This window comes from Psychrobacillus syltrankelensis (genome assembly GCF_055454035.1).
This window is the reverse complement of sequence record NZ_CM144227.1, coordinates 2,074,173-2,097,265: the sequence shown is the minus strand read 5'-3', so window position 1 is coordinate 2,097,265 and position 23,093 is coordinate 2,074,173. Positions and strand designations below refer to the sequence as shown.

The window sequence follows — 23,093 nt, the reverse complement described above, 5'->3', positions numbered from 1 at the left end:
AGCTACCCGTATTTCTACAAGTATTACTGCAGTTAGTAGATATTCTTCTATGTTTTACATATCAGATAAATCTAATGAGTCCAGGTATTTCCAGTCACCAGCTTCATCTTTTTCCAAAAGGAAAATAGTCGTATATTTAAGAGTATGTTTTTCATCGATAATTGCTTTTTGATTTTGTGTAACTAGAGCAATACCGTCTATAATATAATGAACTTCTAAGTTTAAAGTCTCGTATTTTACATCGTAATCTTTGAAAGCAGACCCTATCATTTCCTTAAGTGAATCATAATCAGGGTATTCCTTGTTATATAGATTAAATGTTGCATCTAGATCTTTAGCGTTTACATATTCGTCCGATTTTTTAAAGAACTCAACAATTTCTTTTTCTTGCGCAAGGAAGTGTGAATCCTTTCTAATACTTTGTTGGTATTTATCGTATAAATCATCTATGATTGCTTCGTCGTCTATTGTATCTAGTAAATCAAAGAAATTTGAAACATAGGCTTCAACAGTTTTTTGGTTTGCTTTTTTAGTAATCAAATCGTCCAATTTATCTAAATGCATCTTCGCTGTGATTACATATTTGGAAGATTGAAGAGCCTTTTCGCCAGGGGTCTTATATTTAGTTAATATTGCATCTCGTGTTGATTTCCCGTAAACACGGTAAAGTAATGTTGCTTGTTTTCGAATCTCGCTAGATAATTCGTGATAACTTTTTTCTGTTAAATCGGAAGTTGGATTCTTTCCATATAGGGTATTAAATTGGGTTGCTTTATCCACAATTTTTTTCCCAGAAGTGATTGCATCAATATAGCCCATTGCGCGCTGATAATGAATGCCTACATTATCTTCCAATCGTTTTTCTAATTTTACTTTATCTTTAGCGCTCAGCTTAGCAATTTCTTGCTGTGCTTTTAAATAAGAATTCTTTGTTGCGTTAAATACTTTCATATCGGGATTTTTTATTTCTTTCGTCAGTTCATACGAAATTTGCCATTTCAAGGCACCAGCATTTTGTTCAGCTATTTTTACGAGCGATTCTGCTTGTGAAATAGAGGCTGCTTCCACGATAGATGGAGTAAAAATACTAGCTCCTACTATTCCGGATACCAGCAATATAGTCAATAATTTTTTCATACGGATTCCCCTAAAATTCATTAGTCCTACAATAATTTATTAAGTAAGCCTTATTAAGAATATTGTATTTTTTTGTTTAAAGATAGTAATAATAACTGGACTAATATACATATTTTGTTTTTAAATTTTACAAAATTAAACCACTTTTCCATCATATATTACGTTATTTGTTTAGCTAGTGGATATTTTATCCCATTCTTATTCATTTTTTGCTGTGCTGCTTCTTTTAAATCAATATTTAACACATTTGCAAGTTGTAGAAGGTAAATAAATACGTCAGCTGCTTCGTCAACTATTGCTTGTTTATCCTTTTCAATAGCTTCCTCAGCTGAAACCCATTGAAAGTGCTCTAATAGTTCACTTGCTTCTAAAGATACAGAAATAGCAAGACTACGAGCGTCGTGATTTCTTCCCCAGCCTCGATCACTATTGAATTTAAGTATTTCTTCTGTTAGTTCTTTCATAAAATTCTCCTCACTTTGCTAAAAAAGTATAAGTAGACATTGATTTAATATTGCCTTGGTTGCTTGCAGCTTCTAATAAATGAATCTCCGATTGAATTAAAGCTTTAAATTTTGTAGGTAAATGTTCTGCGCACTCAAGCTCATTTTTATAATCAGCTAATACATATTCCATTTCCCATTGTCCATCTTGTAGTTGAGAAGAGTCAATGGTATTTTCAGCTACTATTTGCCATCCAGCACTTTCTGCAAATGTTTTTATATCCATTGGCGTGAAGAGTGTTCGAATATTGGATAAGCTACTTTCTTTAAAACACTCATATTGCGCTTGAATCAGAACTGACAAGAAGTGAGGAAGTTGTTCTTTTGTCTGGACTCTAGTGTCCCATTCGGCAAAGCATAATGAACTTCCCCATTTTTTTATCTTCCTCAATATATCATGGAGTTCTTCAGGTGACTTCAAGTACCAAGAGCAATGAGACAGGACGACAAAATCAAAATACTTTTCGGGAAAATCCACTTCAGAGGAGAGAACATTTACATTAAAATCTACTTTTACACGATTACCCAAAGATGAGTTTTTCAAAAAGTTAATAGAATCCCCTATAGTAACAGGACTCCCGTAATCCGGGGAAGCTATATCTATCCCGTGTACAAAACCCTCATCTCCTACTATATATGCCAATACGGCCGTTGTATCGCCTTGACCACAACCGATTTCGAGTACTTTACTTCCAACACTTATACCCCAAAAATCGACTAACTTTAGCCGATGTTCTGTTTGTACTCTTTGAATAGTAGAATCATATTCATTTGGCGGCATGCACTTAACAATCTCTTCAATAATTCGAGTAGTCATTCCTTCACCCCTTATAAAATTATTTTACACTGAGCAAAGGATCTTTTACATAAGTTGTTTGAAAACTATAATAAATTATTCTGAAAAAGAAAGAGAATTACTTGATTTTGTCCGAAGCGAAATAGAAACACCGATAACAATAACAAAAGCACCAACCAGTTGTAATGGTTGAATTGTAATTCCTAGCAACAGAAGTCCGAAAATCATTGCAACAAATGGCTCAAGGTTTAATAAAAGTGCTGCTTTTGAAGCTCCGACTTTTTGAATAGAGCTATTCCATAAGAACGTGCATAATCCATGCATAATAATCGCAGTTATGATGAGTAATAGCCAATAGGACAATGGAACAGACCAGACAAGGTAGGTTTTATTCCAAGGTACAAATGGAAGTATACCAATTAGTCCAAAAATATTGCTGAATAAGGTAATGGTAGAAGGATGTATCGATTTAGATAAATGTTGAACAAAAACTAAGAAAACTGAAAAGGATAGCATTGTTATACTTATTAATAGCTCACCTCTACCAAAGCTCGGAATAAGTAATGATCCTTTTGTTATAACTAACCAAACTCCAAGCAAAGCGATTAATGAGCCAATCCAAAATGGAAAAGTCTTTCTTTCCTTAAAGTAATAAGAGGAGAGTAATGCGGTAACTATTGGCGATAAAGCGAGGATTAGTGCTGCTGTGACAGGTTCAGTATATTGTAGGCTTGCGTAAAAGCTCCATTGGTTCAACGATACACCTACTAAACCGGCTACACCTAACCATATGTAATTGTGTAAAGTTAATTCCCGAAAGTTAATATTTCTATAGGTCATGAAAAACAAGAAAATGAGGATAAATATCAGTCTAAAAAATGCAATTATGCTTGGATCAAATATAGCAACTAAAATTGATCCAAAGACAAAGTTGCTACCCCAAGCTATGACACAGAGTATAAGTATTAAATAAGTAAACAATTGCTTCTTCATATTTATGTTTATATCTTCCTTTCAATAAATAAAAATTAAAAGAGAAAGAGGAATAAACCCTTTCTCTTTTCACTCTAAATTAGTTCACCTTTAACCATTATTATACGTTTTTTCGGTTTTCTAGCAACCACTTCAGCGGACGAAGCTGCATCAAAGAATACAAAACTTGCATCATCTTGAACTTCTGGCCAAACTTTTTTCCGTCCTCATTTAAAGCAACTACTCCACCAGTTACCCATTTAAGTGCATTTCTCAATGATTTCTCATCAATTTTCCGTGTCAGCTCGCAATAGCGAGTGACTTTTTCTAATACATCACCAGTTCCATATGGGCTCCATGAGTCATAAAAACCGTCACAACCGAAGTGAACTTTTACTCCATGGGCATCTAACAGATCAATTGGTGGAATTACTCGATTGATATCAAAGCATTCCGTGCATATCGATAATTTCATGCTCTAGATTATAGTTGGTAAAAGAAGTAAAATTATAAAATGAACATAATTATGGTTACAGCTTATCAATCATTTGAAATGCTCAATCTTTCTTGCGAATAGGTGTCAATGACTACTTAACAAAACAGCCGTTGGAGCAGCCATCTTATTTGATTTGTTATTTAAAATACCGTTTATAGTTTCTCTATTTTTCATCTTGTGTTGCTTTGTAATAGCAAGGCTAGGTGGTATGAAATGGATACAAAGATTTGAAGGTATTTTTTGCTGCAATCATGTTTATTCCATTGTACTTTTTCATAAAAGAAGGAGCTTTCAAAGTTTACAATGGTATTCGACTATATCATCTCTACTTATTGTTTGCTAAAAACCATGATCTCGATGACTGATCAGCAAATGAGGAAAGAATCGTATATATTCTCGGGTTTGTTATTGATCTTTCTTTTAATTGTGACACATTTTGCGAGATTTAGTTTGCTTGATTTCCTTTTTTTCTACGGGCATCTTTATGCTGCTTCTATTCCTGTCATGTTAATCATCATTTTTTCAAAGCGTAAAATTTCCAGATTATTGCCTTATTCGATTATAGCTGGTTGGTTGATTAGTGTGTCGCTATTTAGTGGTTTAACATCATTGCAAACGATTTGGATAAGATTTCTATTATATTTCAAAAGTAGTTCTTCCATTGAAAGAGGGCTTTAAAGCCTGTAGCGCTAAATCCTATTGCAGATGGAAATAGATGTAACATTATGTTGGAATAAGCAATGATTATTGAGGCACATACACTAAAAAAGTGTGCAACATATTCGTTTGTAAATTTGAGGAGGGTTCTATTAATGGAAGGAAAGGTTTTGTTTATTACTGGGGCAGCACGAGGTATCGGATTTGATATTGCAAAGGCATTTTCTAATGCAGGAGCACAAGTAGTGATATCCGACTTGTCTCAAGAAGTGATTGATAAAGCAATTGTTAAAATAAACGGAAATGTTAAAGGAATTGTATGTGATGTAACGAGAGAAGCGGACATTCAAAGAGCGATTAAGTTCACTGTAGAAACTTTTGGAAGAATAGACATTCTCGTGAATAATGCAGGTATGCAGCATGTATCGATGATTGAAGATTTTCCTACAGAGAAGTTTGAGTTATTAGTGAAAATCATGCTTACTGCACCTTTTATTGCCATCAAATATGCATTTCCTTATATGAAGAGCCAAGGTTTTGGAAGAATTATTAATATGGCTTCAATTAATGGAGTTATTGGATTTGCTGGCAAGGCAGCTTACAATTCAGCTAAACATGGTGTCATAGGATTAACTAAGGTAGCTGCTTTGGAATCTGCAAATGATGGTATTACAGTAAATGCAATTTGTCCAGGTTATGTAGACACAGCACTCGTACGAAATCAATTTGAGGATTTAGCAAAAACTCGTAATATTCAAGTGGAACAAGTATTGGAAGAGGTTTTATACCCGCTAGTACCGCAAAAGCGATTACTCGATATTTCGGAGATTACTGATTTGGCTCTATACATGGCAAGTGATTCTGCAAGAGGTATGACTGGACAAGCGATTATTTTGGACGGCGGTTATACAGCTCAATAATAAAATGTAAAATGCGCAGTTGTCGAGATAAAGCGACTTCAGCGCATTTTTTAATGGATTGGGTGGAAGCCTAACTATAGATTTAGTTGGAAAAATGTGCGGTTTAGTTGAAATTTAGTAGCTCTTAGTTGAAAAGTTAAAGTTTATAGTTGGAATAAAGAAAAGCCAAATTATGAAGTATGCACCAAGTCGTTCGGTCCTTAAAAGTCTGATTTATATATGGTAGACTAAAACGATATCTTTATTATTAAAAGGACGTGTTTAAATGGTAGGACGAAATGATCCTTGTCCATGCGGTAGTGGAAAAAAATTTAAGAAATGTTGTGAATTCAAAGAGGTAATTACAATAGAAGAAGTTCAATCAGAAGAGTTGGAACGTATATTGCAAACTTTCTATGATGAGTATCCTGAAAGAGTAGACCTATCTGATTATCTGGACTTAGTGAAAATATGGAGTAAACCTTTAAAACAATACTTAGATCAAGAAATGGTTGAAGCAATTGTAATGGATGAATTCTTTTTTCATCATAAAAAAGAGATTTGGGAAGGCTATTTAGAAAAACAACGCAAGAAATTAGTTCGCCCTTCTACTCTAAATGTATTAGAACAATGGAATGAACCACGTGTTTTTATCGGTGAAGTCGTTGACGTAGAAGATACATATATGACAGTAAAGCATATTTTGACTGATGAGATTATTCAACTTAGACGTGAAAGTGAAAAGCCAATCCCTGTTGGTATGCATGTGTATTGTTTCATATTACCTGATGGAACATTTATAGAAAAACATTATTTAGCTATTTCTAGCTTAGTATTTTTCCCAACTGACCATAAAGAATTGTTTGCTAATTTTGCAAAACGATTTAAGTCACAAAATGAGCAATCAGTTGAAGAATTTGTAAAGGAAAACGGGATAGATTTTTGGCGCATACTTGGGGAAAATGGCTATGAAGGTGGGGAGTATACTTTCTTTGAAGCTGGTGTTCTTCAAGTTGCTATGGATTTCTTAGTAAAACATAATCGTACCTATAATGACTTAATAGAAATAGTGGAAGACTACCTATTCGAACAACAACCAAATGCACGGAAGGAAGTTGCAATAGCTGCTGGGGCAGTTCGCTTTGGGCAAGAAAAAGGTCTTTTTGAACCACTTGAATTGACAGTGAAAGAAATTGCAGAGAATTTTAATGTATCCACTTCATCTTTAAATAAATATTACAATGAACTAATTATGTACTATGACCGTACGAAAGTTGTTTTATAAAATAATTAACGCCAAGGTGAAAACTTCTCCTTGGCGTTTTTGTATGAATTATATTTGCAGTTCATGCAATACTTTAATTTAGACTACTTAATTCTTTTTTTGTGTGAAGTGCTCAGATGAATATTCCTCTTTCATCCCTCTTATTGGGGTATTGACAAAATTATCAAATTGCTTAGACAGTTTTTCCCGTGCTTCTTTGTTTCGCATTAAGTATGCTGCGCCTAGCCCAAGAGCTGTTAATGCTAGCTTGTTTTTCATCATTGATCGCTCCTTTCTTATTGTTATGTATGTTACCCTGTTTGTTGTAAAATAAACTTCAAATGAAACAATACAACTAGATTAATGATAAAATAAACTTAATTGGAAATGATATGATAGAAACGAGTTGATAAACAATGAGACAATTTTGGAAGCTTCCGTGGTTTTCCCGACTAATTAAAATAATTCTTCCATTTTTAATACTAGTTGTATTCTACTTTGAATCAAATCAAGCATTAAAAAATTTAAACTTTTCCCTTTTAAAAAATAATTTTAATAAGTTATCTTTAAATCACATTTTTATTATTGTTTTTGCAGGAATATTTGCGGTGTTACCAATGGTTCTATATGACTTTGTTTTGCGAAGACATTTAAAGATGAATGTACCAATAAAAAAGACAATAGTATATTCTTGGACGGCTAACACTGTATCTAACTTCATAGGTTTTGGTGGAATCGCAGGAATGATGATTCGAACTTTTTTTTATGGCCAACACGGCTATGAGAAAAAAGCACTTGTAAAAGGAATAGGATTAATTACTCTCTTTTACTTATCTGGTATGTCCATATTAAGCTGGCTACCATTACTTGGAATTATTCATACACCTATTTTTATTCAAATTAAATGGATACACATTGCCCTTGTAGGAATTGCTTTATATTTTCCAATCCTACTAATTAGTATAAAACGGAAGAAGGATACTTTAGCGCCGGAACGTATTAGTAAACAGAGCATTATTTCTTTAGCTGTTATTTCTCTTATGGAGTGGAGTTTTGCTTTTCTACTGATTTATCTTATCTCTGAATTTCTAGGGGTTTCAGTATCGGTTACTAGTATGTTTGCAACTTTTATTGTGGCATCCTTCGCGGGTATTATAAGTATGTTGCCGGGTGGAATAGGTTCCTTTGATCTCATGTATTTGCTTGGAATGGAAGGACTTGGTGTTCCGACGGAAACAACTCTTTTGATATTGCTTTTATATAGAATTAGTTATTTTATCATTCCTGCTTTACTTGGAGCAGTTACATTATTACTTTATTTCTGGGGAGAACTAAATCAAAAGTTAAATCGAATACCAACAATTATTTTGCAAAATATTAGCCATTGGTTTGTTACTATTTTTGTTTTATTGGCTGGAATTCTTTTATTATTATCTGCAGCAGTTCCCGCAGCACTTGAAAGAGTAAAGTTGGCAAACGAAATTTTAGCTTTACCTGTGATGAATTTCTCTCATAAGTTTACGGTTGGTTTAGGGATTTCTCTCTTAATGTTAACTAGAGGAATTCAATATCGAGTGAAATGGGCGTACGATTTAACCCTAGTTGCTTTAGTAGTTGCAGCAGTTTTTTCTTTATCCAAATGGTTTGACTACGAAGATGCAACATTTGTATTAGTTGTTTTCCTCATACTTCTTATGTCTAAGAAACGTTTCTATAGAGAAAATTTTGTACCTACTTGGGGAAAATCAATTGTAGATATTATTGGAATTACAATTATTTTAGGGATATTCTTGTTTATTGGGTATGTTAACTTACCGTCATCAATTATTACAATTCCAGTAAAATTGCAGCCATACGTCATAACAGATTCAACGGATTTATTTACTAGTGCGATTATAGGGATCATTCTTGCAATCCTTTACATGTCCTTAGGATACTTACTTAATAAACCACGGCATTTTCCTTTTGAAAAATCTACAACATATGAAAGTGAAATTAAAGAACATCTCGAAAAATATGGTGGTACCGTGCTATCGCATTTAATTTTTCTTCATGATAAGTATATATATTGGAATAAATCTAAAACCGTGATGCTTACTTTTCAGAAATATTCTGATAAACTTATCGTTTTAGGTGATCTAATAGGGGAGAAAAAAGATATTCTTCGGACAATGGAAGAATTTTATGATCGTGCTAACTTATATGGCTATACACCGGTTTATTATCAAGTTACTTCTAAAATGTTCCCTTATCTTCATGAAAATGGTTATGAGTTTTTTAAACTTGGAGAAGAAGCTTTTGTTAATCTTCCTAACTTTGAGTTGGCTGGAAAGAAAATGAAAAATTTGCGTGCCAATAAAAATAAACTGGAGAGGGAAGGGTATCAACTTAAAGTAATTCAACCCCCGCATTCAGATGAGTTTATTGCCAGTTTAAAACCAATTTCAGATGAGTGGTTGGATGGGCGAAAAGAAAAAGGATTTTCTCTAGGATGGTTTAATCCCTCCTATCTAAAATCTATTCCAATTGCTTTAGTAACTGATATTGAAGGGAAAACCATAGCTTTTTGTAATATAATGCCTGCATACGATGGCGGAAAAATGGTTTCCGTTGATTTGATGAGATATGGAAAGAATGCTCCAAATGCCACAATGGATTATTTGTTTATCAAATTATTTGAATGGTACAAAGAAGAGAATTATTCCAAGTTTAATTTAGGAATGGCTCCTTTAGCGAACGTAGGTTTATCTAAATATTCTTTCTTAACTGAGAAAATTGCTTATCAGATTTTCTTATACGGTCAGGTAGTCTACCACTTTAAAGGGTTAAAGATGTTTAAAGAAAAATATGCAAATCATTGGGAACCTAAATATTTGGCACTTCGAAAAAAGTCATCCTTGCCAATAACGATGGCACAAGTCTCTTTGCTCATAGCACGTTCAGGACCTGTCCAAAGAAAAAAATGGTGGTCTATGTTTACAAGATTTTATTAACTAATTGTTGCAAAGAGGTTTAACGTCTAGGAAAGAGGTTAAATAAAGGATAACAATAGGAAAAGGAGCGATAATTATGATGGATAAGTCGTCGGAAGATCGCGAGCGTCAAGACATAAAAGGACGAATATTGGATAATCCTGATTTGGTAAAAACGGAAAAGGAAAGTATTTTTGATAAAGATGAAGAGATGCAAACTGTCGATCCAATTCCTGTAGAAGAGTTAAATGAAAAAGTAAAAGATGAAGAACATAAGCGTGAAACAAAATCAACTTCGTCAAGTGAAGAACGTTATCCCGATTAATCATATCGTTTACGAAACTATTTTTATGGATATACCTTAGTTAGCAATAAAACAACACAACGAGGGGATATCATGAAAATGAAAAAATACTCGATATATGGATGTACTTTATTAGTTATCGCATTATTACTGGGCGCTTGTGGAGATAAAGAAAAAGTGAAAAGTGCGTCAATAGCAGACGAAAAGAGTGAATTTGGTTTTCGATCTTTCGATCTAGATGTAGATACAGCAGATCATAAAGATGCAATTGAAGCTTCTATGGAGATAAAAGGTTCGACAATAGAGGCTGAATATGTGAATCGAATTGAACCAAAGAAGTTAAAGGGCGATAAAGCATACGAAGAGATGAAACCAATGTTAAAAAAAATAGAATTATCAAAAGATATGAGCAAAGACGATGTCTTAAAGAAGGTATCCAAAGCATTTGATGTGGAAGATTACACAAAATTCGACTTAGAGGTTGAATTTTCAGATGGAAAACACAAAGTATATAAAGATAAAAAAAAGAAATAAGTCAGCCAAGTCGTGTTTAAATTACATGACTTGGCTTTTTTGTTATGAAATTAATTGATGTAGGAACAACAATAGTGTATGATGCATAGTATAAAGTATAGTGTACGTCATATAGTATAAATTGCGAGGTGGAAAATGACAAAATTATTAAATTCACTAGTAACAGAGTTAAGACGTGGGACGTTGACTTTAGCGGTACTCAGCCAGTTGCGTACTCCACAATACGGCTATTCACTTGTTCAATTGTTGGAAAAATCTGAAGTTAAAATTGATCAAAGTACTTTATATCCGTTGCTTCGAAGATTAGAAAAACAAGAGCTAGTGGTAAGCAACTGGGATACAACCGAAAGCAGACCTCGGAAGTATTATGTATTGAGCGAATATGGAATTAAAATTTTCGAGCAGTTGAAAGCTGAATGGGAAAAAACGTCAAAAGAACTTTATACATTAATGAAAGGAGATGAAGGCGATGCACCTAATTGATATTTATATCCACGAAGTAACTCGTAGACTTCCTGAAAAGAATAGAAAGGATATTGCACTTGAGTTACAGTCGACAATTGAGGATATGCTACCAGAAAATTATTCGGAGGAAGATGTGAGAGAAGCACTTGTTAATCTTGGCAGCCCAGTTACTCTTGCGGGCGGCTATTTAGATAGACCAATGCATTTGATAGGACCACGTTATTTCGAGGTATATGTAACTTTATTGAAAATGATATTACCGATTGCAGCTACTATTGCTCTCATAGTTTCGTTTTCGGAGAGTGTATTCACGTATAACGCAAATGAAACAGAGATCAATATAATTCTTGCTACTATTGGCAAAGGTATACTTGAAATTCTAAGTACTTCGGTACAGACATTCTTTTGGATTACTCTTGTCTTTGCAATCTTGGAACGTACCGATACTTCAAAAGATGAATTGCCATTAAAAAAGTGGACACCAGACGACTTGAAAAATATTTCTCCTATTTTGAAAGAGAAAAAAATATCTAAATCTAGTATATTCGGAAGTTTATTGGAAATAGGAATCTTTACAGCTGTTTATTTTAATGCAGTACGGTTACTCGGTGTATATGAAAATATTCACGGTAAATTACAAATGACATTACCTTCCTTCAATCAAGAAGTTTTACAATCTTATTGGTTTATAGTCGTCGTAGCAATCGGTGTAGAAGTTACTTTAGTATGCTATAAATTCATTGCAGGTCAATGGACTATGAGAATAGCAATATTTAACTTAATTAGACATGTAATATCTTCTATCGTTTTAATTGTTTTATTGGGTAATTCTAGTTTGATAAATCTAGATTTTATAGCTTATTTGGAAGGCATGTTTAATACTTCTTTTGAAATGAGAAATTCATTTACAGTAGGACTTATTTTCCTATTCATAGCATTTGCGTTTATTGATGTAATTAAAGGTTTTAGAAAAGCGAATATTAGTAGTTAAGAGGAGATGCGGATGCAACTCTTCTGGCGCATATTTCATGAAAGCTACCGTGAAAATAATTTCTGCATTCAACCGGTATTAATGGTACCTTCGGAAGCTTTTAAAAAAATGGAAAGTATTTTTTCTCTAATTATCCAAACCAAACGCATCATGTCCTCACAAATTCCAAGAGGGGCCACGGACAAACATCAGTCACAAGGTTAACGAAAAATGGATCATGAAGTGACCCAGTTCACGATCCAAAACTGGTAATAGTGTAGCCAATGTTTCGTCCAAAGCACTTAGGAATTAGTGAAGATAAGATGCCCTTAAATGGCGCTTATTTCTTAAATCTATTTATTACAAAAATATTAAAAAATGATATAAAGGGTTTTCAGCGTTCTTACAAGGGTAAACAGTAAATAAGACAGAAAAGAGGAGGAATCACCATGAACATTGAATCAAATCGACGAATTGAGTTAGCTCGTACAGAGGAAGAGATGTATGAAAAATTGGAACTCCTGCAAGAGCAAGGATACGCGGAAAGCGATATTCATGTTATATCTAAGGAAAATGCACACTTACACACACTTAATCGTCATTCAGATGTCTCTACCCATGAAGCTGGGTCTTTTATGGATACATTTAAATCCTGGTTTACTGGCGAAGATGCAGTTACAGAAGGTTTACGGAAATTAGATTTAAATGATCAGGAAACAGAACGATATTCAAAAGAAGTTTCAAATGGAAGTATCGTTCTATACACAGATGTTTTAACTCATTCGGATAATAATTTTGGAAAGAAGCAAAATGATATTGAATATACGAATACTGTTGGAACAGATGTTATCCAATCTCGATTTTCTGGAGAGGAAGAACTGCTGAGTGACTATTCAAAAGAACAAGGATTTACTCCTTCTACTAATGAATTTGTCAATGAAACAGATGGGAGATTGGATGAACCACAAGATCGTTTTGTTCGAGGAGAGACATTTGCCACGGATCCTTACCTAGCAAAAGAGGAAAACCATATTGGATTTTCTACGCAAGAAGATAAGATTGTAAAAGAACATCGACCGACAATCGATGAAAGTATTACCGAGGAAGATAAAAAATATGGTGCGCAGTCTCCAGGTATAGATCCTAACTTAGGGCCAGCTGCATTTGGAAGTGAAGTTTTGGAGGAAGAAAGCCAAACTTCGGAGCAATACGAGGAAAAACGAGAAAGAGAAAGACAACTGGATGATATCAATCCTATGAATAGACTGTATTAAACTTACTGATATAATGGACAACCCCCTTGTAGCATTAAAAAGCTGCAAGGGGTTTTGAGTGTTTGATAGAATATGAGATAATCTAAGTCTAAGTAATTGAAGAGGAGGAGCACAAATGGACTTTATTGCAATTGATTTTGAAACAGCCAATAGTTTACGGACGAGTGTATGCTCCATTGGAATTGTGCAAGTAAAAGACGGAAAGATTAAAGAAGAGATACATACGTTGATTAATCCATTAAGTGAGTTTCATTACTACAATACAAAAATTCATGGTATTACAGAAGATATGGTTATGAGTGCTCCAACATTTGAAGAATTTTGGCCAGATTTTAAAGGGTTCGTCGAAAATCAAACAATCATTGCACATAATGCTAGTTTCGATATTAGCGTTTTACGTGCATCATTAACCAACTTTCATGAACCTTACCCTAATTTCCAATTTGGTTGTTCTTATCAAATCGCAAAGAAAGTTTGGACAAATTTGTATAATCACAAACTTTCTACTGTGGCGAATTATTTAGGCATTAGCCTAAGGCATCATGATGCTCTGGAAGATGCTCGAGCAGCGGCTTTAATAACATTAGGGGCTATGCAGAAAACGAGAACAAATTCTGTACAAGAACTATTAAACCTACACAAACTAAAAATAGGTAGCCCAAATCCTACGAAAAAACAACTTACCCACTCAAAACAAAATAAAGAAGATACATCTATGCAATTTCTAGAAACCGAAGTGAAAATGACGAATACAAAGCATCCATTTTACGGAGCTAATATTGTGTTCACGGGGAGAATGGTTTCAATGACTAGGATTCAAGCAGCTCAACTAGCGGTTAATTGTGGAGCCCAATGTAAGGGTAATGTTGATAGTACTACAAACGTTTTAGTAGTTGGAGACAATGATTTAGTAAAGTATGTACAGGGTATAAAAAGTACAAAAATGAAGAAAGTAGAAGAAATGATTAGTCATGGATTACCAATTGAAATCGTCGGAGAACAAGACTTTTTAAGATTAGTTCGATACAATTCCTAATATTTTAGTTAAATAAAGTTAAAGACTTCCTATTCTTATGAGACGAATAGGAAGTCTTCTTTTCTAACGAGAGCAAATGTTTCGTCCAGAGCACTCGGGAATAAATGGTGTCTCGCGTTTTTTCTGTTAAGATACATGATATTTACAGGTAGACAATTAAAATGCTACATTTCACTTGGTGCTTTAATTCCTAAAAGTCGTAAAGCTTCTTCTAATACTATAGCTACAGACTGTACAAGCGCAATGCGATATGACAATTCACTTGTACTGTTTACTATGTGAACATTTCCGTAGAAAGAGTTAAATAATTGCGCTAAATCTATTGAGTACTTTGCAACTATCGAAGGATCGTACTCATCTGTAGCTCGTCTAACGATGCTAGGGAATTGTTGAAGTGATTTAATTATTTTCCATTCAAAATCATTTACCGCAGTAACATCTATGATATTGACATCTTGAACTTTTCTTAAAATAGAACATGCTCTTGCATAAGTATATTGAACATAAGGTGCTGTTTCTCCTTCTGTTTGGAGCATTTTCTTCAAATCAAAATCAATGTTATGCTTTCGATGTTGTTTTAAATCACTAAAAATAATGGCACCGACCCCTACTTTTTAGCAACTTCTTTTTTATTTATTAAAGAGGGGTTCTTATCTTCTATTATTGTCTCCGCTAGTTTAATTGCTTCATTCAACACTTCTTCTAATAAGACAATCTTGCCTTTCCTAGTTGATAATTTTTTACCATCTTTTAATATTAATCCGAAAGGAATGTGTTGAAGAGTTTCCGACCATTCATATCCCATTCTATTCAATACACTCTTTAACTGAACGAAGTGCAAGCTCTGTTCATTTCCTACAATATATAAAGATTTTTTAAAATGATAATTTTTTTTGCGATGAATTGCAGCAGTAATATCTCTTGTTGCATATAGTGTTGCGCCATCCGACTTTTTTATTAAACATGGCGGAATGTTCTCACCGACATCAACTACCAGTGCACCATCCGACTCTATTAACAGGTTTTTATTTAATAAATCTTCAACAATAGGATCCATTTTGTCATTGAAATATGCCTCTCCTTGAAAGGAGTCAAATGTTACGCCAAGTAGGTCATAAATTTTATGGAATTCATGTAAGGATTCTGTTCGAAACCATTCCCAAAGCTCCAACGCGTCTTCCTCACCATCTTCTAATGATTTAAAAGCTGCTCTACCTTGGTCATTTAAAGAATCATCCTTATCCGCTTCCTCATGAAAGCGAATATAAAGTGCTAATAATGTTTGGATGGGAGCATCTTGAACTTTCGTTTTGTCTCCCCATAATCGATAAGCTACAAGTAATTTTCCGAACTGAGTACCCCAGTCTCCAAGGTGATTGATTTTAACGGGTTGGTATCCACTTTTTTCTAGAAGTAATGCAATAGAGTTTCCAATTACTGTGGATCTCAAATGGCCCATAGAAAATGGCTTTGCAATGTTTGGAGAGGACATATCAATTGTTACAACATCGCCTGCTCCTAAATTTGTAGAACCGTATTGTTTTCCTGCTTTGCGAATTGTATTTATGATGGTATCAGTAAATGATGTTCTTTTGAAGAAAATATTTACGTATCCATTCGTCGCTTGTACTTTTTCGATGTTCTCATCATAAATTTGAGATGCCAGTTCTTGTGCAATTAACAATGGTGACTTTTTTTGTTTTTTAGCAAACGAAAAGCAAGGTAAAGAGTAATCTCCTAAATGATCATATACAGGTACTTCGATCATATGCTCCTCGATTAACTCAGTGGTGAAATTTTGAAGAATACTTATTACTTTCTGTTTCATCTGAACGCCTCCTAAAAATAAAAAAGCTTTCGTCTCAAAAAAATGAGACGAAAGCTTGCACTTCCGCGGTACCACTCAAATTGCCTATTTTTTAGGCCACTTTCTCCATAACGGTGAGTCACCGGCTATATGAAAAGTATTAATAAATACATCTCATATAAAGCATCTCTAAAGTGCGGTTCACAACTTCTTCCTAACTAGGCTCTCACCATCCCTAGCTCGCTTAATAACCCGATGTTGTTACTCTCTTTATCTAAGATATTGTACTTGAATTTATCAAATAGAAATACAATTGTCAATAAATTTAGTTAATTTCAGTGCCTAAAAACTGTTTTTTTACAAAAGAGAGTGGTAAACTGCATTTTAACTCTATTTTCATTAAAATTTCAGTTTTGTCTTTTATAATGAACTTATATCTTTTTTGCTCTGTAAAATTAGGTTGTTGTTTTGTAGAAGCATCTATTTTTTACAGCTGAGAAAGGCTATTGGCACAGCGCCTATATGCATTATCGTTTAACAGAGCCATATCTTTTAAAAGGAGCTTGATTTTATGCCTTTACATCCTTTAATTGTTCATTTTCCAATTGCTCTTCTCGTTCTAGGCGGCATCATTGAAATTGTGAATGTAATTCTAAAAAGCGATTTTTGGAACAAGGTTGGTACATTTTTAATTATAATCGGAGTGATTACTGGAGTTTTCAGTTTACTTACAGGAGATGGAGCAGAAGGATTTGCGTTTGAACATTGGGGAAGGTCCCTACACGATACCGTCGAGTTGCATTCATTACTAGCAAATATTTCAGTTATTACTTTTGGGTTGTTAGCAGTAATAAAAATTTTATTTAAACATCCAAATACAAAATTTCACATTTTTAAAAACATGGCTGTGAGAAATGGGTTAATAACCGTTCTAATTGTGGTATTAAGTATTGTAGGTATAACTACATTAGCTACTACAGGTCATCTAGGCGGAAAAATTGTTTATGAAAATCAAACGATAACAAATAAAACTACAAAGTAAAATATGATGAGACTTCCATTAGTTACTAAATATTAGGAAGTCTTTTTCTATTACTTTTTCAAGTTTGGTATAAATTTTTTCTAGAGTGAGAAGCTATTCATAATGATGAATGAAAAGAGGAGTTTTATGGATAATTCTTTTACTTATGGAGATGATTATAAGTTTATTCCTGCTACTTCGATTGCAAGTGGTATGGGAATCGAAATACTGCCGGATGTATATAGTTACACAATACAAATTGTCAACATTTGTTTGGTAGGGCATCCTGATTCTAATGAATTCGTTTTAGTTGATGCTGGCATGCCTCACTCTAGTGATGAAATAATATCAGTAATTGAAGAACGCTTTGGTCGAAATAAAAAACCTAGTGCGATTATTTTAACACATGGTCACTTTGATCATGTTGGTGCAATTATTGAATTAGTAAAGAAGTGGAATATACAAGTTTATGCACATAATTTAGAATTACCTTTTTTAACTGGCGCAAAAAGTTATCCTGAACCTGATCCAACAGTTGAAGGGGGCTTTGTCGCTAAAATCTCTTCTATGTTTCCGAATGACCCAATAAATTTAGGTAATTATGTACAAGCCTTACCATCTGATGGTTCGATTCCTCATATGTCTGGCTTTAGATGGATTCATACTCCAGGTCACTCACCAGGGCATGTTTCACTTTTTAGAGAAGAAGATAAAGTACTAATTGCAGGGGATGCATTTGTTACAGTAAAACAAGAATATTTATATAAAGTGTTAACGCAAGAGCAAGAAATAAGCGGACCTCCGAGATATCTTACAACAGACTGGGAGGCAGCAAAGGTTTCAGTGAAAACACTAGAAAAACTACATCCAACAGTAGCAATTACAGGGCATGGTTTACCAATGTCTGGAGATTTGTTATCGGATAGTTTGCATAAATTAGCAAATGAGTTTGATCGTATCGCCAAGCCTAGTTTTGGGAAATACGTGAAAGAAAATAACTAACCATTAAGGATTCCATTCTTATAAAAGGAATGGAATCCTTTCTTTTAATTTTCAGAATATAAAGATACAATATAGATTAGTAGAGTTATGAAAATGAAAGGGGTATGTTTATGACATTTTCTATTGTTGGATTTGATCCACAAACAAAAGAATTAGGGGTAGCGGTAGCATCAAAATTTTTAAGTGTTGGAGCGGTTGTGCCATTTGCAAAAGCGGGAGTAGGGGCAATAGCGACTCAATCATGGGCAAATTTGGATTATGGGAAAAATGGACTGCAAATGTTGGAAAAAGGAATGTCCCCCGAGGATGTTCTCAAAGAACTTGTTGAAAATGATGATAAGTCTGGTTCAAGGCAAGTAGGAATTGTTGATGCAAGTGGGCAGAGTATTACGTTCACTGGCGAGGATTGTTTTGACTGGGCCGGTGGCTTTGCAGGAGAGAACTTTGCTGCTCAAGGAAATATATTAGTAGATCAACATACTGTGGAGGCTATGAAAACAACGTTTAAACAAACAGAAGGATCTTTAGCGGAACGTTTACTAGCTGCACTACATGCAGGAGATATTGCCGGTGGTGATAGCAGAGGAAAACAGTCTGCCGCATTATTGATCGTAAAAGAGAACGGTAGCTATGGTGGATATAATGATCGTTATATAGACTTGAGAGTGGACGATCACGAAGAACCGGTGCAAGAATTAGCCAGACTGCTAAAATTGCACCAGCTATATTTTGAGACAACATTGTCGGAAGATATAGTGGCAATAGAAGGTGAGCTAGCAATAGAACTTCAGAACCTATTATATGAAAACGGTCATTTGAATCGTGAGTTAACAGAACATGATGATTTGTTAGATGCAGTTCAATCATACCACCTTATTGAAAACTTTGATGAACGAGTACAAACAAGAGGTTTTATTGATACAAAAGTAGTGGAGTATATGCGAATAAAATAAATGTATTAAAAACAAGATCTGACATCTAAAAACGGTCAGATCTTGTTTCATGTAGTAATTGGGTTTGTCTTATTTTAGATTCTTAAACTTCCATTTCTTTGATTTTGAATCATAATATGCACCTTCAACCGACTGTTTTTTGCCTTCTGTAACGATAACGAAATAATCTTTAAAAGTTGATGTTATCTGTTTATTGTTTCCATCAAGAAAAGCAATATCCTCTAGTTTTAGGTCGTCTTTTATTTTGTCCTTATTTTTTTCTTTTAATAATCCAGGTGGAACATGATAATTTAGGTGGAGTGTAAATTCACCATGTGTAGCAAGGGTATCAAAGTTTTCAGCGGTAATCGTGAATGAACCATTCATTAGTTTAATTACTACATCTTTATTTACCTTATCAATTTTACTTACAGCATCTTCTGTGAAACGAATATAAACGTTTCCAGCATCATGTAGTACAGCTCCATCTACCGTAATTACAGCTTTAGAGGTATCCACTGCATCAGAAGTTATGATTACTTCGCCAGCTTTTGCTGATTGCACAGAAACTTCGATAGAAGCTTTACTGTCTCCATAAGTTGCAGTTATTACGGTTTTTCCATCTGCTTTAGCTGTAATAATGCCTTTTTCTACTGAAAGGATTTTTGTATCAAATCCACTATAAGTTGCTTCGGATGTCACGTCTTTAATGGAAGTAGAGCCATCGTGTTTTGTTGTTGTTTCAGTTAGCTTAATAGTTTCAGATTGACCTGCTTCTAATACCAACGATGTTTTATTAGTAGAAAGTGTATACGTATTAGGTTTGTTAAACTCCACTTGAATCAGAACTGGATCATGGTCAGATGCACGACCGTGAATGTCCATATAGTTTGCGTTGATATGAATCATGTCTACTTTCGTATGATCTGCTAAGTTATTTGTTACCAAAATATGATCTAACACTTGGTTGTTTCCTTGATAGTAATAAGAGAAACGTTCCCCCGCAGGTACTTTTTCTACCATATTAGTTAAAATTCCACCTTTTAAAGCGGCAAGTGTTGGGGTGAATTCATAATCATTCATATCTCCAGCAACAATTATTTTAAGATTAGGATCTTTTGCTTGTCCTTTTTTAATAAAGTTGTTGATCATAGTTGCTAGTTCAATACGCTGCGCTTCCGAACCTAAAAACGGAGGTTGATGTTTTCCAAATAAAGGCTGGTCTCCACCCTTAGAGTTTAGATGTGCTCCGATTACAACTACTTTTTCCCCTTGGAAATCAAATTGGGCTGCAAGCGGTTTACGTGTGTTTGATTGTGGTAAATCAAGAATGCGTCCAGGATTTAAAGTTAAATTACCTTCTTCGTCCCAAGCCACTTTGTCTGTGGAACTTCCTTTTGTTCCTTCTACTAATGTAACGCGTTGTGGATTATATAAGTATCCCACTCGAATGTTCCCACCAGGTTGTCCACCGTCTTGGTTATACTCAGGAGCAATATCTGTCCATTTGTAGACTGGTCCACCAGCAGCGGTAATTGCCGCAATTAAGCGCTCATAACTAGCGGATGCATCTGTTTTTCCAGACTCTATAGGACCGTCATTATCTTGAACTTCTACTAATGTAATAATGTCCGGAGATTTCATGTTATCCACAAAAGATTTCGCGATTTTCTCTACTTTTTCATCAGGAGTATTTTCTTTGTTTGTAGAGAAATTTTCAATATTGTATGAAGCTACTGTTAGTTTATCATCGGTAGGTTTAATATCAGTTACAACTATTGGCTTTTCGATACGAGTGATTGGAGGAAGTGACGCTTCATTCGTCCATAATTTGAAGTTTCCGAAACTAAAGCCCATTACTCCCACAATATTTCCAGTAAAATAATCGCCAGATTTTGCATCGTATTTGTCATTGCCAATATCTATCGTAACTCTTTCTGGGTTGTAATCATTTGGAGAAATATTAATTCCTCCTAGAACATTGAATGTTGTCTTTGGAGAGTTTTCCGCTACTACAACAATCTCGCCATGCCCTTGTGGTCCAACGACCTTAGCATTTGGTACGGCAATTCTCATTAATTCAACGGACTCCCAGAAATCAATACCATCTTCATGTGGATCAAATGATGTTAAACCGTCATTGTCAATAATTTCAGTTGGTGGGAAAATATCTTGTCCAATTACTAATGGAGCAGGTAGTTCTGCGATTCCAGTCTTTACAGCAGAGGTTGCACGAATTCGTGTGATTGGAAGGTCATTTTCTTTCATATCTGAATACCCTGCGTAATACCATTCTTCCACCGTACCTGCTACAGTAACTAAGTCACCAACTTTGAATCCGTTAGCGGCTTTATTGACAATTATCGCTTCAGAAGTTGTATTGTCATTATCCGGATGGATATCTTGGATAACAAAGTTTGCCGAATTGTAAAGGTGAGTTACAACTCCCGTTATATTCTGAACAGTTGCTCCTTCGTACTCTGAGAAGTGTCCTCGTCCTTGAATGTCTCTTATTACCAAGTCATGTGATTTAAGCACGCTATAAGTGAATGAGAAAACTTCTGAAGTGGTATCACTTACTGCAATTGCTTTAATCGTTGTATCTTTTATTAAGTTTATTGGTGCTGTGTATTTAGTACTTGTTGGTGTCGGAGTTGAACCATCCAGTGTGTAAAAGATTTTAGCATTTTCAATTGGTGTAATTAATTTGATTTGTGTTCCTTCAGATACTGTTCCAGGTAAGATATCAGTATAAACTGCAGGTTTGTTTACTAAGTCAAAGCTTTCGAGTCCAAGAGTTTTTACTTGGTATGTTGTGTTGAACTTAGAAGAGATACCAGATACATTAACTGAATCACCTTCTTTATAAAGTTTTGCAAAGGTAACGAAATCTAGTCCATTTCGGTTGTCGTTCCGAATAATAACCGATTCACCGTTTTCATGAGTTGCAGTGAATTCAAATGTTCCGAAGTCATTTGTTTTGATTAGGTTTGTTATTTTTACATTGTTTAATTGAATTCGTTCACCTTGCGTCTCTTCATTTACTCCTGCAGGCGTGATTACTTGTATTTTAGGGAGTTCATTTCCTGAAGAAATTTTAGTAATTTTAGTTGGCTGAATTTGAAGCTCCCCGCCGTATGGACTTACTTTTCCTTCAAGCTCAACTATATCTCCAGGAGCTACATCTGCGTTAGATGTAAATGCATAAATCCCAGCTGTATTGTCTTGGAGGTAAAATGCTTTCCCTCCCCAGAATCCAGTGCCAGTTGTTACAGTCCCTTTAATTTTTATTAATTTATTTGGATCTGATACTTCACGAGCTGCAGCGATATTATCCATTACTTCAGATTCAGAAGCAGGAGGTGGTGTTTCACCTTCAGAAATGATTGTAAATGCACTAGCATTTTTTAAGCCTGGCACCGAGAAATAAGCAGAAAGTGCACCAGTGATTGCCACTTTACTTTTAAATAAATTAGGATTATCCACCAAATTTAAACCTGTTCGAACAGAACCAGTTGGCAATTGTACAGGTAAAATTTTTGACGGATCGGTTTCATTAGGAGAATCAGCAAGACCGATATTTGTATTTACTGTAAAAGGTGCTTCTTGATCGTAGGAAGTTCCAGAGCTTGCTGTACCCACAATGAATCCTTTAACTGTTGAGGTACCAGAATTATTCGCAATTGCCTCGGCAACCGTTATAGGCTCAGCAGCTTGTACATTTGATACAGTAACAAAAGGTAAAAATACTGACATTACTAATAATAAAGATAGAGCTATCTTACAGATTGCATGTTTCCAATTCTTGGTCATTTAATACACTCCTCGATTTATGTTTTATATTGCCTGTCGATTATAGCAAAAGAAAATTACCGTTTTAATAAGGAATTGTAAAATTTTTAAAATTTAAATAAAAACAGGTAAGAAGTAGTTGGTCTTCACTTTTCTGCTATGAAAAAATAATTACAGTGGAATGAATACAAAGAATGCAAATGAAATTATTAATCTTTAAAAAATTAAATAAGACAAGGTAATTGGTCATGTAATAGTTC

At 34.4% G+C, this 23,093-nt stretch carries 20 protein-coding genes, 1 pseudogene and 1 other annotated feature; of the genes and pseudogenes, 13 read left to right on the top strand and 8 right to left on the bottom strand.

The window, feature by feature from the left end:
- Nucleotides 1-54: 54 nt before the first annotated feature.
- The 5 genes from ACTSKG_RS10100 to ACTSKG_RS10080 form a co-directional block, all read right to left on the bottom strand.
- Nucleotides 55-1,137, bottom strand: coding sequence for a hypothetical protein (locus ACTSKG_RS10100; RefSeq protein ID WP_464754508.1), 1,083 nt, complete (start codon nt 1,135-1,137; stop codon nt 55-57).
- 158 nt (nt 1,138-1,295) lie between these two features.
- Nucleotides 1,296-1,601 carry a nucleotide pyrophosphohydrolase gene (locus ACTSKG_RS10095; RefSeq protein WP_464754507.1) on the bottom strand — a complete coding sequence of 102 codons (306 nt, stop codon included), beginning with the start codon at nt 1,599-1,601 and terminating at the stop codon, nt 1,296-1,298.
- Between the two features lie 10 nt (nt 1,602-1,611).
- Nucleotides 1,612-2,457, bottom strand: coding sequence for a class I SAM-dependent methyltransferase (locus ACTSKG_RS10090; RefSeq protein ID WP_464754506.1), 846 nt, complete (start codon nt 2,455-2,457; stop codon nt 1,612-1,614).
- Nucleotides 2,458-2,532: 75 nt separating this feature from the next.
- The gene (locus ACTSKG_RS10085; RefSeq protein ID WP_464754505.1) at nt 2,533-3,429 is read right to left on the bottom strand and encodes a DMT family transporter; all 897 of its coding nucleotides are present in this window, start codon (nt 3,427-3,429) and stop codon (nt 2,533-2,535) included.
- 100 nt (nt 3,430-3,529) lie between these two features.
- Nucleotides 3,530-3,883 carry a hypothetical protein gene (locus ACTSKG_RS10080; RefSeq protein WP_464754504.1) on the bottom strand — a complete coding sequence of 118 codons (354 nt, stop codon included), beginning with the start codon at nt 3,881-3,883 and terminating at the stop codon, nt 3,530-3,532.
- 324 nt (nt 3,884-4,207) lie between these two features.
- On the opposite strand from ACTSKG_RS10080, the gene ACTSKG_RS10075 reads away from it, so the two are divergent.
- The 3 genes from ACTSKG_RS10075 to ACTSKG_RS10065 all read left to right on the top strand — a co-directional run bounded on the left by ACTSKG_RS10075 (nt 4,208) and on the right by ACTSKG_RS10065 (nt 6,745).
- Complete coding sequence (locus ACTSKG_RS10075) at nt 4,208-4,582, top strand: hypothetical protein (protein ID WP_464754503.1); 375 nt, start codon at nt 4,208-4,210, stop codon at nt 4,580-4,582.
- Between the two features lie 134 nt (nt 4,583-4,716).
- Entirely contained in the window at nt 4,717-5,481 is a 765-nt protein-coding gene (locus tag ACTSKG_RS10070) for a 3-hydroxybutyrate dehydrogenase (RefSeq protein ID WP_464754502.1), read from the top strand.
- A 265-nt stretch (nt 5,482-5,746) separates the two neighbouring features.
- Nucleotides 5,747-6,745: a YecA family protein gene (locus ACTSKG_RS10065; RefSeq protein WP_464754501.1), complete on the top strand. Its 999-nt coding sequence runs from the start codon at nt 5,747-5,749 to the stop codon at nt 6,743-6,745.
- Nucleotides 6,746-6,832: 87 nt separating this feature from the next.
- Here the strand turns inward: ACTSKG_RS10065 and ACTSKG_RS10060 are convergent, their stop codons facing one another.
- Nucleotides 6,833-7,003 (bottom strand): hypothetical protein, encoded by a 171-nt coding sequence (locus tag ACTSKG_RS10060; RefSeq protein ID WP_464754500.1) that lies wholly within the window; start codon nt 7,001-7,003, stop codon nt 6,833-6,835.
- Between the two features lie 137 nt (nt 7,004-7,140).
- On the opposite strand from ACTSKG_RS10060, the gene mprF reads away from it, so the two are divergent.
- The 7 genes from mprF to ACTSKG_RS10025 all read left to right on the top strand — a co-directional run bounded on the left by mprF (nt 7,141) and on the right by ACTSKG_RS10025 (nt 14,279).
- The gene (gene mprF / locus ACTSKG_RS10055; RefSeq protein WP_464754499.1) at nt 7,141-9,717 is read left to right on the top strand and encodes a bifunctional lysylphosphatidylglycerol flippase/synthetase MprF; all 2,577 of its coding nucleotides are present in this window, start codon (nt 7,141-7,143) and stop codon (nt 9,715-9,717) included.
- Nucleotides 9,718-9,793: 76 nt separating this feature from the next.
- Complete coding sequence (locus tag ACTSKG_RS10050; protein ID WP_464754498.1) at nt 9,794-10,021, top strand: hypothetical protein; 228 nt, start codon at nt 9,794-9,796, stop codon at nt 10,019-10,021.
- Between the two features lie 72 nt (nt 10,022-10,093).
- A complete protein-coding gene (locus tag ACTSKG_RS10045; RefSeq protein ID WP_464754497.1) occupies nt 10,094-10,534 on the top strand; it encodes a YusW family protein in 441 nt (146 codons plus the stop codon).
- Between the two features lie 135 nt (nt 10,535-10,669).
- Nucleotides 10,670-11,017, top strand: a complete 348-nt coding sequence (locus ACTSKG_RS10040; protein ID WP_464754496.1) for a PadR family transcriptional regulator — start codon at nt 10,670-10,672, stop codon at nt 11,015-11,017.
- Nucleotides 11,004-11,990 carry an HAAS signaling domain-containing protein gene (locus ACTSKG_RS10035; RefSeq protein ID WP_464754495.1) on the top strand — a complete coding sequence of 329 codons (987 nt, stop codon included), beginning with the start codon at nt 11,004-11,006 and terminating at the stop codon, nt 11,988-11,990. Before ACTSKG_RS10040 ends, ACTSKG_RS10035 begins: the two co-directional genes overlap by 14 nt.
- Before the next feature lie 428 nt (nt 11,991-12,418).
- The gene (locus tag ACTSKG_RS10030; RefSeq protein ID WP_464754493.1) at nt 12,419-13,243 is read left to right on the top strand and encodes a YflT domain-containing protein; all 825 of its coding nucleotides are present in this window, start codon (nt 12,419-12,421) and stop codon (nt 13,241-13,243) included.
- Between the two features lie 115 nt (nt 13,244-13,358).
- A complete protein-coding gene (locus ACTSKG_RS10025; RefSeq protein WP_464754491.1) occupies nt 13,359-14,279 on the top strand; it encodes an exonuclease domain-containing protein in 921 nt (306 codons plus the stop codon).
- Between the two features lie 164 nt (nt 14,280-14,443).
- Here ACTSKG_RS10025 and argS read toward each other — a convergent pair.
- A pseudogene (gene argS / locus ACTSKG_RS10020) lies at nt 14,444-16,107 on the bottom strand (arginine--tRNA ligase).
- Between the two features lie 40 nt (nt 16,108-16,147).
- Nucleotides 16,148-16,372: a binding site (T-box leader), on the bottom strand.
- A gap of 285 nt (nt 16,373-16,657) precedes the next feature.
- Between argS and ACTSKG_RS10015 the strand changes: the two are divergent.
- The 3 genes from ACTSKG_RS10015 (at nt 16,658) to ACTSKG_RS10005 (ending at nt 19,062) form a co-directional block, all read left to right on the top strand.
- Nucleotides 16,658-17,128: a DUF2231 domain-containing protein gene (locus tag ACTSKG_RS10015; protein WP_464754489.1), complete on the top strand. Its 471-nt coding sequence runs from the start codon at nt 16,658-16,660 to the stop codon at nt 17,126-17,128.
- A 126-nt stretch (nt 17,129-17,254) separates the two neighbouring features.
- Nucleotides 17,255-18,109, top strand: coding sequence for an MBL fold metallo-hydrolase (locus ACTSKG_RS10010; protein WP_464754487.1), 855 nt, complete (start codon nt 17,255-17,257; stop codon nt 18,107-18,109).
- Nucleotides 18,110-18,219: 110 nt separating this feature from the next.
- Nucleotides 18,220-19,062, top strand: coding sequence for a DUF1028 domain-containing protein (locus ACTSKG_RS10005; RefSeq protein WP_464754486.1), 843 nt, complete (start codon nt 18,220-18,222; stop codon nt 19,060-19,062).
- Between the two features lie 69 nt (nt 19,063-19,131).
- Here the strand turns inward: ACTSKG_RS10005 and ACTSKG_RS10000 are convergent, their stop codons facing one another.
- Complete coding sequence (locus tag ACTSKG_RS10000; protein WP_464754485.1) at nt 19,132-22,854, bottom strand: DUF6359 domain-containing protein; 3,723 nt, start codon at nt 22,852-22,854, stop codon at nt 19,132-19,134.
- Nucleotides 22,855-23,093 lie beyond the last annotated feature (239 nt).